The sequence below is a fragment of the Oceanicola sp. S124 genome (assembly GCF_000220565.1).
Taxonomy (GTDB): Bacteria; Pseudomonadota; Alphaproteobacteria; order Rhodobacterales; family Rhodobacteraceae; genus Pseudooceanicola.
Genome location: NZ_AFPM01000290.1, coordinates 1 through 10,311, shown reverse-complemented (window position 1 = coordinate 10,311; position 10,311 = coordinate 1). Strand labels below are relative to the sequence as shown.

General features: G+C 68.3%; 12 protein-coding genes. 3 read left to right on the top strand and 9 right to left on the bottom strand.

Features of this window, described 5'->3' with window-relative positions; all coding sequences use genetic code 11:
- Nucleotides 1-353 (top strand): hypothetical protein (locus OS124_RS0119545; RefSeq protein ID WP_237708142.1); only part of this gene is annotated, 353 nt, incomplete at its 5' end.
- Between the two features lie 73 nt (nucleotides 354-426).
- Here the strand turns inward: OS124_RS0119545 and OS124_RS0119540 are convergent.
- Nucleotides 427-702 carry a hypothetical protein gene (locus OS124_RS0119540; protein ID WP_029375589.1) on the bottom strand — a complete coding sequence of 92 codons (276 nt, stop codon included), beginning with the start codon at nucleotides 700-702 and terminating at the stop codon, nucleotides 427-429.
- Nucleotides 703-922: 220 nt separating this feature from the next.
- On the opposite strand from OS124_RS0119540, the gene OS124_RS0119535 reads away from it, so the two are divergent.
- Complete coding sequence (locus OS124_RS0119535) at nucleotides 923-1,975, top strand: lipoyl protein ligase domain-containing protein (RefSeq protein ID WP_010141613.1); 1,053 nt, start codon at nucleotides 923-925, stop codon at nucleotides 1,973-1,975.
- Nucleotides 1,976-2,072: 97 nt separating this feature from the next.
- Here the strand turns inward: OS124_RS0119535 and OS124_RS0119530 are convergent, their stop codons facing one another.
- From OS124_RS0119530 to cysP, 8 genes are all read right to left on the bottom strand, one after another.
- Nucleotides 2,073-2,903 (bottom strand): MetQ/NlpA family ABC transporter substrate-binding protein, encoded by an 831-nt coding sequence (locus tag OS124_RS0119530; RefSeq protein WP_010141612.1) that lies wholly within the window; start codon nucleotides 2,901-2,903, stop codon nucleotides 2,073-2,075.
- Entirely contained in the window at nucleotides 2,900-3,589 is a 690-nt protein-coding gene (locus OS124_RS0119525) for a methionine ABC transporter permease (RefSeq protein WP_010141611.1), read from the bottom strand. The genes OS124_RS0119530 and OS124_RS0119525 overlap by 4 nt, the downstream gene beginning before the upstream one ends.
- Nucleotides 3,582-4,349 carry an ATP-binding cassette domain-containing protein gene (locus tag OS124_RS0119520; RefSeq protein WP_010141610.1) on the bottom strand — a complete coding sequence of 256 codons (768 nt, stop codon included), beginning with the start codon at nucleotides 4,347-4,349 and terminating at the stop codon, nucleotides 3,582-3,584. Before OS124_RS0119520 ends, OS124_RS0119525 begins: the two co-directional genes overlap by 8 nt.
- 68 nt (nucleotides 4,350-4,417) lie before the next feature.
- On the bottom strand, nucleotides 4,418-4,933 hold the full coding sequence (locus tag OS124_RS0119515) for a hypothetical protein (protein ID WP_010141609.1): 516 nt from the start codon (nucleotides 4,931-4,933) through the stop codon (nucleotides 4,418-4,420).
- A 186-nt stretch (nucleotides 4,934-5,119) separates the two neighbouring features.
- Entirely contained in the window at nucleotides 5,120-5,791 is a 672-nt protein-coding gene (locus OS124_RS25315; protein WP_010141608.1) for an ABC transporter ATP-binding protein, read from the bottom strand.
- The gene (gene cysW, locus OS124_RS0119505) at nucleotides 5,791-6,588 is read right to left on the bottom strand and encodes a sulfate ABC transporter permease subunit CysW (RefSeq protein WP_010141607.1); all 798 of its coding nucleotides are present in this window, start codon (nucleotides 6,586-6,588) and stop codon (nucleotides 5,791-5,793) included. Before cysW ends, OS124_RS25315 begins: the two co-directional genes overlap by 1 nt.
- Before the next feature lie 3 nt (nucleotides 6,589-6,591).
- Nucleotides 6,592-7,431, bottom strand: a complete 840-nt coding sequence (gene cysT / locus OS124_RS0119500; RefSeq protein ID WP_010141606.1) for a sulfate ABC transporter permease subunit CysT — start codon at nucleotides 7,429-7,431, stop codon at nucleotides 6,592-6,594.
- A gap of 70 nt (nucleotides 7,432-7,501) precedes the next feature.
- Nucleotides 7,502-8,539, bottom strand: a complete 1,038-nt coding sequence (cysP, locus tag OS124_RS0119495; protein ID WP_010141605.1) for a thiosulfate ABC transporter substrate-binding protein CysP — start codon at nucleotides 8,537-8,539, stop codon at nucleotides 7,502-7,504.
- A 924-nt stretch (nucleotides 8,540-9,463) separates the two neighbouring features.
- On the opposite strand from cysP, the gene hutI reads away from it, so the two are divergent.
- Nucleotides 9,464-10,311: imidazolonepropionase (hutI, locus tag OS124_RS25310; RefSeq protein ID WP_010141604.1), on the top strand; the 848-nt coding region annotated here is incomplete at its 3' end.

Genomic DNA, 10,311 nt, shown 5'->3' with positions numbered 1-10,311 from the left:
GGACGCATGGGCCGTTAACGAGTTTACAAGACATTTGTAGAGCGGATTTAAGGCCCGGTTTACACCTGACTCATTCGACAAAAATTGTCTGGAGTCAGGCCATGGAGCCCTTATCCCTGCTTTCAGTGGGCATGATCACTGTTGCCGATTACGACAAGCAGCTGCACCTTCTTGCCGGTGCGGCGATCCATGTTGCCGCCGAGGAGTTCGAGCTGACACCTCTCGAGGCCTGTCTTCTGAGCTTCGGGGCGGGCCTTGCGAAGGAGGCCTGGGATAGCCGCGGCCATGGCGACGTCGAGTTTGCGGATCTTGCCGCGACGGCCTTCGGTTGCCGCTTTACCATCCGCTTCTGAGAACCCGGTCACAGTGGGCTGCCGCGCATCTCTTTCAGGCTGCGCGGGGTTTTGAGCCCGATCCTGCGCGAGGTCAGGGCGTGGTCTCGGGCCGCACTTTCGGTGCCGGTGCGATCCTCGCTGCGGATCGCTTGGGGATTGCCCGATGATGGCGATTGGCCGCGCCGATCTGTTCGTCGTCGAGCGAGGCTGCGGTCCCCCTCGATATCTTCGGCCCGGCAGACGAGGATGGCATGGCGTTCTTGGCGACGTTCATCAGCTGGTCGGTCCGCTTGGCAGCGTCCCGGCCCTTGTCCGGGCGCTGCCGCCAGCCGGCGCCGGGGGGCTGGCGCGCGGAACAGGGCACCATGGCAGTCCTGTCTGGGGCGAGCTTGGTCCTGACGCGGGCCAGATGCTGCACCCGGGCGGGCGGCAACCGTCTCCGATGTGTCCTCCAGGCTGCCGGATCCGGCAGCGCCGGATTTGCAATCGCGCCGGGGCGCGTATATCCGGCAGGCAGCCAGTGAGGATCGATCGGACGCTTCCTGCCGGTCTCCAGCCGTCCCCAAGGTTAATTGGATGAGGTGCATATGCACGGTGAATACAAGGTGCCCGGCGGCAAGCTCGTCGTGGCGGACGTGGAAACCGCCGAGGACAGGATCGCGGCGGCGCAGATTTCCGGTGACTTCTTCCTGGAACCTGAAGAGGCGCTTGAGCCGCTCTGCCGGGCGCTGGTCGGCCTGCCGCTGACCGCCCGCACACCCAAAATCGCCGAGGCGATCCGGCAGGCGCTGCCGCCCGAGGCACGGCTGTTCGGCTTCTCGCCCGAGGCGGTGGCCATCGCTGCGCGCCGGGCCCTGGGCCTGGCCAAGACCTGGCAGGACTTCGAGTGGTCCATCGTCGACGCCCGGGCGGTCTCGCCCGCCATGCATGTGGCACTGGACGAGGTGCTCGCCCAGGAGGTCGCCAGCGGCCGCCGCGCGCCGACCCTGCGTTTCTGGACATGGGACAGAGCGGCGATCATCCTTGGTTCGTTCCAGTCGGTGCGCAACGAAGTCGACATGGAGGCTGCCGAGGCCCTCGGCGTCGAGGTGGTGCGGCGTGCCACCGGGGGCGGGGCGATGTTCGTCGAGCCGGGCTCGGCGATCACCTATTCGCTCTATGCCCCGGCCGATCTGGTCGCCGACATGGGCTTTGCCGATTCCTATGCCTTCCTCGACACCTGGGTGCTGAAGGCGCTGAACGGCATCGGCATCGAGGCGGTCTACAAGCCGCTCAACGACATCAGCAGCCCGAAGGGCAAGATCGGCGGCGCGGCGCAGAAGCGTTTCGGCAGCAGCGGCACGGTGCTGCACCACGTGACGATGTCCTACGACATGGATGCCGACAAGATGATGCGCGTCCTGCGCATCGGGCGCGAGAAGCTTTCGGACAAGGGCACGACCAGCGCCGGCAAGCGGGTGGATCCCGTCCGCAGCCAGAGCGGCCTGTCCCGCGACGAGGTGATCGCGGCGATGAAGGCCACCTTCCGCGAACTGAACGGCGGCACCGACGGCGATATCACCGAGGCGGAATACGCCGCCGCCGAGGCCCTGGCCAAGTCGAAGTACCTGACCGAAGAGTGGCTCTACAAGCTGCCCTGATCCCGGTCGGCCCGACTGGTTTGGGCGCCGACTGTTTCGGGACCTGACTGGATCGGGGGCCGCCCGCTCTCGGGGCGGCCCTTGTCGGGTTGGGGCCTCAGCGAGCGGGAACTGAGGCCCAGCCGTAGTTCTCTTCGAGGAAGGCCGCGGCGGCGTCGGACCGAAGGGCCCGCGCCAGGGCCTCGGTCTTCGGATCGGTGAGGTCCTCGGCCCGCACGGTGTAGCTGATGGCATAGATGTCGGTGATCTCGCTGCGCGGTTCCAGGTAGAGGCGTTCGGCCTCGCCTTCCAGCTCGAGCGTGCGGGCGAAGGTCGGGTACATCACCGCAAGGCCGCGCCCGGCCTCGTCATAGGCGCCGGCGGTGGCGGTCAGAGGGGTCTGCACCAGCTTCAGCCCGCGCGGGTTGCTGGCGATATCGGACAGGCCCGCGTCATGGCTCGCCCCCTCGCGCAGCCCGATCAGCCCGGCGGATTGCAGCAGCAGCAGCGCACGGGCGGTGTTGACGCCATCGCCGGGGATGAAGACGGTCTCTCCGTCGGGGATCTGCTCCAGCGTCGCGTAGCGGCCCGAGTAGAGCGCGAAGGTGGCGTGATAGACCGGCTGGGCGATGGCCAGCTCGGCGCCCGAGCGGTCGTTGAAGATCTCGAGATAGGGCAGGTGCTGGATCAGGTTGCCGTCGATCTCGCCATGGGCGAGGGCGGGATTGGCCTCGGCGTAGTTGAGGAAGACGGTCTTCTCGATCCGGTAGCCTTCGGCGGCAAGCCCGGGGGCGATGGCATCCAGCAGGTCCGGCGTGGTGCTGTCGGCAGAGTGGAAGGGGAAGAAGGACACCCCCAGCCGGATCGCCTCGTCGGCGCGGGCGGCGGTGGTGCCGAGGAAGAGGGGAGCGGCCAGCAAGGCCGCAAGGGTCGCGAGACGTTTCATCATGTCCGGGCTTTGCCTTTTCTGTCGGAGGTCCTGGCGAGGGCAGAGCCCGCAAGCTGGATCAGTTGGACGAAGAGGGTCATCAGCGCGATGATGACCCACATGAGGGGTTGGTTCCACATGTAGAACCCTTCCTGGATGGCCAGGTAACCGATACCGCCGCCGGCGATGACGCCGACCACGGTGGAATAGGCGATCAGGCTGATGATGGCCGAGGTATAGCCCAGGATCAGCGGCGCCCGGGCCTCGACCAGGATGAACTGGGTGACCAGCTGCCAGCGGCTGGCCGAGAGCGCATGGGCGGTCTGGAACAGCTGCGGGTTGATGTCGGCCACCGCCTGCTCGACCAGCCGGGTGACGACGGCGATGCCGACGATGCTCAGCGAGACCATCGAGGCCTGGATGCCGTAGGCGGTGCCGACCAGCAGCCGCGCCAGCGGGGCGATGACGATCAGCAGCAGGATGAAGGGCACCGAGCGCACCAGGTTCACCGCCACCGAGAGCGGCACCGCCAGCAGCGGGCTTTCCCAGGGGCCGCCCCGGCGGCACAGCGACAGGGCAAGCCCCGCGCCGGTGCCGATCACCGCCGAGAGGCAGAACGACACGGCGACCATCTGGAAGGTCTCGAGGAAACCGGTGACGATCTGCGCGCCGAAGCGCTGCCAGGTGTCGGCAAGCCAGTCAGGCATCGGTGCCCTCCTCCTGCCACAGGGTGGCCAGCGGGTCGGTGTCGAAGGTCGCGCTGCGCTTCACCGGCCCCAGCCGGCGGGCCGTGCCGCCGTCGAGGTGCAGGGCCCGGTCGCACATGTAGCGGACCACGTTCATCTGGTGCGCCACCAGGATCATCGCCATCGGATGCGCCTGCCGCGCGGTCCTGAGCAGGTCGAGGATGCCCTGCCCGGTCTCGGGATCCAGCGCCGAGGTCGGCTCGTCGAGGAAGAGCACCTCTGGGCGGGTGACGAGGGCACGGGCGATGGCGACGCGCTGCGCCTCGCCGCCCGAGAGGGTGATCGGCCAGGCCGAAGCATGGGCGCCGAGGCCGACGAAGTCGAGCATCTCGCGGGCGCGGGCATGACGCTCGGGCCGGGCGATGCCGCGCAGCTTCAGCGGCAGGGCGACATTGTCCAGCACCGTGCGGTTGTAGAGCAGGCTGAAGCCCTGGAAGACGGTGGCGGTGCGTCGCAGGACCTCGCGCCGCAGAGGGGCGGGGGTGGCTTCATCGACGCGGACCTGCCCGATCCGGATCACCCCGCTGTCCGGCGGCGCCTGCAGGCTGAGCACCCGCAGCAGGGTGGTCTTGCCGGCGCCGCTCTTGCCGACGACGCCCAGCACCTCTCCGGCGGGGACCGAGAAGCTGATGTCGCGGAAGGCCATGGTGCGGGGGGCGGCGCCGCGCGGGCCCCGGCCGGGGCCGTCGAAGCCCTTGGAAAGATGTGCCACTTCGATCACGGGATGCCTTCCGCCCTGTCGTTGGTGCCGCCGCGTTCGGGCCAATCTGATCCGGTCCGGTGGTCGGTTCAGATCAGCCGAAGGCGGGGGCCGATGACCCCCTCGCTGCCGATCGCACGCGGCGTGCCGCAGGAATGCGCGCGGGCGAAGTCCAGCGCCCGCTGCATCAGTTCGTCGTCCATCTCGCCCTCGGTCAGGTCCAGCAGGAAGTCCTGCCCGGCGGCCAGGTGCTGCCGCCGCAGCTGGTGCAGCAGGAGAAGCAGCAGGCGCTCGTCCCGGGTCACGCCCTCGGCGCCGGGCGCGGGGCAGATGCACAGCCGGTCGCCGCGCACCCGCAGCAGCGCCTCGGCGATATGGGCCAGCCCATAGGCCAGCGGCAGGCCACGCGCGGCGCCCCAGATCCCCGCGGCCTCGCGGTAGACCGCGTTCCAGGTATGGGTCTCGGGGTCGCGGCAGGTTTCCATCAGGCTGCGCAGCAGCGGCAGGAGGGCGCGTTCGAAGGGATCGCAGCCAACCAGATGCAGCGGCTGTATCTCGGCCTCTGGGCCGCTGTCCTGCCATGGCTTGGCTGTTGCGTGATGCACGTCCTGCTCCGGTTCGGGCTGCTGCGGGTCCGGCGCGGGGCCGGGACGTCTGACCTGGCGGACGAGGCGGCGGCGCCGCTATCGCCCGGGCTTGGCGAGGGCTGTCCTGCCGTTTCTAGCGCGGGAGGCGAGGTCGGTTCAATGCCCGCCGGCCCGAAGCGGGCAGGCGGAGGGGCAGGCGGCAGGTCAGGCGACCTGTTCGGGCGTCTCGATCGTCACGATGCGCCCCTGGTCCATGATCGCGATGCGGTCGGCGAGGGCATCGGCCTCGGCCCGGTCATGGGTGACCATGATCGCCCCGACACCGGCGCGTCGCTGCAGGGCGCGGACCTCGCTGCGCAGCGAGACCCGGACCTGCGCGTCCAGCGCGCTGAAAGGTTCGTCCATCAGCAGCAGCCGGGGGCGGATCGCCAGGGCCCGCGCCATGGCGACGCGCTGGCGCTGCCCGCCCGAGAGCTGGGCCGGAAAGCGGTCGGCCAGGCCGGGCAGCTCGATCATCTCGAGCAGCTCGGCGACGCGGCGGTCGATCTCGGCGCGCGAGGGGCCGCCCTTCATCACCTTCAGCCCGAAGCCGATGTTCTGCGCCACGGTCATGTGGCGGAACAGGGCGTAGCTCTGGAAGACCATGCCGAAGTGGCGCTGCCCTGCCGGCTGGCGGGTGATGTCCTCTCCGTCGAAGACGAGGCTGCCGCTGTCGGCATGGGCCAGGCCCGCGACGATGTTCAGCAGCGTCGTCTTGCCCGAGCCGGAGGGACCCAGCAGGGCGATGAACTCGCCCTTCTCGAGGCTGAGCGAAACGCCCTTCAGCACCTCGGTGCCGGCGAAGGACTTGTGGATGTCGCGGATCTCAAAAGTCATCAGTGCGCCCTCCTCGGGCCGAAGCGTTCCAGCAGGCCGCGCAGGGCCAGGGTGACCAGGGCAAGGCCGGTCAGCACGGTGGCGGCGGCAAAGGCGCCGGTGGCGTTGTAGTCGTTGTAAAGCAGCTCGATCTGCAGCGGCAGGGTCATGGTCTGGCCGCGGATCGCGCCCGAGACCACGCTGACGGCACCGAATTCGCCCATGGCGCGGGCCATGGTCAGCACGGTGCCATAGGCCAGCCCCCACGAGATGTTGGGCAGCACCACGTGGCGGAAGATCTGCCAACCGTTGGCGCCGAGGGTCAGGGCGGCCTTCTCCTCGTCCTCGCCGGTGACCATCAGCACGGGAAGGATCTCGCGCATGACGAAGGGGCAGGTGACGAAGAGCGAGACCAGAACGATGCCGGTCAGGTTGAACATCAGCTGCACGCCGAAGGGTTCGAGCGCGGCGCCGACGGGGCCATAGGCGCCGTAGATCAGCAGGAAGCAGAGGCCGGCGACGATGGGCGAGACGGCGAAGGGCAGCTCGACCAGCACCAGCAGGGCGCGGCGTCCGGGGAAGCGGTAGCGGGCGATGACCCAGGCCGAGGCGACGCCGAAGACGATGTTCAGCGGCAGCACGATCAGCGCGGCGATCACCGTCAGGCGGATCGCGGCCAGGGTCTCGGGGTCGAGGATCGAGGCCAGGTAGGTGCCCCAGCCTTCGGCGAAGGCGCGGTGGAAGATCGCCACCACGGGCAGCACCACCATCAGGGCCAGGAAGAGCGTCGCGAGAAGGATCAGCAGGATACGCGCCATGGGTCAGGCCTCTGTCCGCAGGTAGGCTTGCAGCCGGGTCTGGGCGATGTTGATCGCCGCCAGCAGCAGAAGCGAGGCCGCCATCAGCGTGCCGGCGATGGCGGCAGCGGCCGGGTAGTCGAATTCGTCCAGCCGGATCAGGATCAGCAGCGAGGCGATCTCGGTCTTGTAGGGCAGGTTGCCGGCGATGAAGATCACCGCGCCGAATTCCCCCAGCGACCGCACGAAGGACAGGCCGACGCCGGTCAGGATCGAGGGCAGCAGCGGGCGCAGGATCACCAGCCGGAAGCGCTGCGAGGGACTGGCGCCCAGGGTCAGGGCGGCGGCTTCCTCGGCGGCGTCCAGCTCTTCGATGGCGGGCTGGATGGCGCGGACGGCGAAGGGGATCGAGGTGAAGATCATCGCGATCACGATGCCCCACCAGGTATAGGCGACCTGCAGGCCGAGGTGGTCCAGCAGCCCGCCGACCCAGCCCGACTTGTCATAGAGCGCCACCAGGGCGATCCCGGCGACGGCGGTCGGCAGCGCGAAGGGCAGGTCGACCAGCGCATCCAGCACGCCGCGCCCGGCAAAGCGGTAGCGGCTGAGCACCCAGGCCAGGATCAGCCCGAAGACGCCGTTGACCAGTGTCGCGGCGGCGGCGGCGGTGACCGTCACCCGCAGCGCGGTCAGCACCCGCTCGGAGCCCATGACCTGCAGGTAGTCCGACCAGCCGAGCCCGCCCAGTTGCCAGAGCAGCCCGCTGATCGGCAACAGCACGATCAGGCAGAGAAACAGCACCGAGATCCCCAGCGAAAGCGAGAAACCGGGCAGGATATGCGGGGCGGGGCGGGCAGCGCGCATCGCGGACCTCTTCAAACGGCGATGCCCCCCGCGTCGGGCGCAGGGGGCGGTCTTCGGGCCTGAACCCTTGTCAGTTGCGGAACACCTTGTCGAGGGTGCCGCCGTCTCCGAAGTGGGTTTCCTGCGCTTCCGCCCAGCTTCCGAAGACCTCTTCCACGGTGATCAGGCGCACCTCGGGGAACTGGTCGGCGGTGGCCTCGACGACTTCGGGGTCATGCACGCGGTTGTTGAAGGCGGCGATGATTTCCTGTGCTTCGGTGCTGTAGAGGAAGTCCAGGTAGGCTTCGGCGACTTCGGTATTGCCGCGTTCATCGGCCACCTTGCGGACCAGCGCGACCGGGAACTCGGCCAGCAGCGAGACCGGCGGCACGACGCGCTCGTAGGCGCCTTCGGCCTCTGCGGCGCGGATGTTCTCGACCTCGGCCTCGAAGGTGATCAGCACGTCGCCCAGTCCGCGTTCGACGAAGCTGGTGGTGGCGCCGCGCCCGCCGGTGTCGAAGACCGCCACGTTGCGGAGGATCTTGCCGACGAACTCCTGTGCGGCCGCGTCATCGCCCTGGAACTTGTCCAGCGCATAGGCATAGGCGGCGAGGTAGGTGTAGCGGGCGTTGCCGCTGGTCTTCGGGTTGGGGAAGATGATCGACACGTCGTCGCGCACCAGGTCGTCCCAGTCCTCGATGCCCTTGGGGTTGCCACCGCGCACAAGGAAGGCCGGCAGCGAGTAGTAGGGCGAGGCGTTGTTGGGCAGGTCCTGCTGCCAGTCCTCGTCGACGAAGCCGTTGTCGGCCAGGATCTGCACGTCGAGCACTTGGTTGAAGGTCACCAGGTCGGCCTTCAGGCCCTGCAGAATGGCGCGGGCCTGCTTGGAGGAACCGGCGTGGCTCTGCTGGATCGAGAGGGTCTCGCCATGCTCGGCCTGCCACTTCTCGGCGAAGACCGGGTTCAGGGCGGCATAGAGTTCGCGCGCGATGTCGTAGGAGACGTTGAGGATTTCGCGGTCCTGCGCCTGGGCGGGGCTGACGAGGCCGGACAGCGCGATGGCTGCGGCCGCGAGGCTGCGCGGAATGACCCGCAGGGACCGGGGGCGGGAGGGTGTCGAGAGAACCATGGGAATGCTCCTGGCCGAAGGGAAAGATGCGCTCTGTTAAGAACGATTTTCCGAAACAGGCAAGGCGCGGTCCGGAGATAAGGACCAACGTTCCGGTATTGCCGCCAGGGTTGGGCGTTGTTCCGGAAACGGGAGAAAAGAGAAAACGAATATCTCCCTCTTTCCGGGCCTTTGCCCAAGCGCGGGGGCGTGATTCAGCATCCACTTGATGTCGATGGCCAGCTTGCCGCCGACCGCCTTGTCGCGGTGGCCCAGAGGGCGGTCGGCCTGCAGCAGGATGCGCGTCTCCTGCTCGCTCGACAGAGGCTCGCGCAGCTGCCCGAGCCGCAGGTCGTCAGCGCCTTCCGAGCGCTCCCTGCACGGGCCGCGGATCGGGCGGCACGGCGCAGAGGGCCTCGGGGCCCTTGGTCTGCACGTCGTCCTTGCAGGGGCAGGCACCCCACGCTGCAGCTGGGGTGTGCGAGATGCGGGTCATGAAAGCCGGTGGGAAAGCTGGATCGCGTCAATCAGGCACCCTCGCCTGGACAGATGTGCCTTGGGCGAAGCGGAGAGACGCGTGGACTGCCGGAAGAGGGGGGCTGTTCCTTTGTGGCGTCGCTGTCCCGACTGGCTGGACGGTCTTGGAAACGCCCCCTCTTCGCAAAGTGCTTCCGGCGCGAAGGCGGACAGTGGCCGGGATAGGACAGTTGTGCCCGCCTGAATTCGGGGGATTGCGCTCATCATCTGCAGAACATGCGGCCGGCGGAAGTGAAAAGGCTCAGCAGCCATTGCTCAAATGCTGCCGCTCCAGGTCGTCTCTGCCAGGTGGCCCTGTCCTCTCGCTTGGTCCCTCGTCGGGCGTGGGCTTCAAAGATACTGGCCAGGCGGCTCCGATTATGTATATACTTAATTAGGCTGGCGATGGATCTCCCGGAGGAGTGGCGGATGGCGCAGAGGATCTGGACGAATGCTCGGATCGTGGGGGTCGAGGCCCTGGTCTCGATTGCCGTCGAGGGGCGACGGATCGTGGCGGTGGGGCCTGACCTGCCGACCGGCGGCGCCGAGGTCACGGATCTGGGGGGGCGGCTGGTGCTGCCCTCGTTCATAGACTGCCACACCCACCTGATCTTCGGCGGCGATCGCTCGGACGAATTCGAGGCGCGGTTGGAAGGTGTGTCCTACGCGGACATCTCGCGGTCGGGCGGCGGCATCAGGGCCTCGATGCGCTTCACCCGTGCGCGCGACGAGGCGCAGCTGGTCGCCGAGGCCCTGCCGCGGCTGGATGCGCTGCTGGCCGAGGGGACCTCTACCGTCGAAATCAAGTCGGGATACGGGCTGGATATCGAGACGGAGCTGCGGATGCTGCGGGCCGCGCGGCGGCTGGCCGGGCTGCGGCCCTTCCGCCTGCGCACCACCTGGCTGGCCGCTCATGCCCTGCCTCCCGAATACCAGGACGACCGACAGGGCTATATCCGCGAGGTGGCCATCGCCGGGCTGCGCGCGGCCCATGCCGAGGGGCTGGTCGATGCGGTCGACGCCTTCTGCGAGGGCATCGCCTTCTCGCCCGAGGAGATCGCGCCGCTGTTCGACGTCGCCGCCGAACTGGACCTGCCGGTGAAGCTGCACACCGAACAGATGACCCGCTCGGGCGGGGCCCTGCTTGCGGCGCGCCACAGGGCGCTGTCAGTCGACCATTTCGAATATGCCACCGAGGAAGACGTTGCGGCCATCGCCGCCGCTGGCACCGTCGCGGTGCTGCTGCCCGGACGCCTACTACATGCTGAACGAGCCGC

Excerpts from the sequence above, each read along its gene's own strand:
- OS124_RS0119540 (WP_029375589.1), bottom strand. The coding sequence starts at position 702 with ATGGTGCCCTGTTCCGCGCGCCAGCCCCCCGGCGCCGGCTGGCGGCAG.
- OS124_RS0119535 (WP_010141613.1), top strand. The coding sequence starts at position 923 with ATGCACGGTGAATACAAGGTGCCCGGCGGCAAGCTCGTCGTGGCGGAC.
- OS124_RS0119530 (WP_010141612.1), bottom strand. The coding sequence starts at position 2,903 with ATGATGAAACGTCTCGCGACCCTTGCGGCCTTGCTGGCCGCTCCCCTC.
- OS124_RS0119525 (WP_010141611.1), bottom strand. The coding sequence starts at position 3,589 with ATGCCTGACTGGCTTGCCGACACCTGGCAGCGCTTCGGCGCGCAGATC.
- OS124_RS25315 (WP_010141608.1), bottom strand. The coding sequence starts at position 5,791 with ATGACTTTTGAGATCCGCGACATCCACAAGTCCTTCGCCGGCACCGAG.
- cysW (WP_010141607.1), bottom strand. The coding sequence starts at position 6,588 with ATGGCGCGTATCCTGCTGATCCTTCTCGCGACGCTCTTCCTGGCCCTG.
- cysT (WP_010141606.1), bottom strand. The coding sequence starts at position 7,431 with ATGCGCGCTGCCCGCCCCGCCCCGCATATCCTGCCCGGTTTCTCGCTT.
- cysP (WP_010141605.1), bottom strand. The coding sequence starts at position 8,539 with ATGGTTCTCTCGACACCCTCCCGCCCCCGGTCCCTGCGGGTCATTCCG.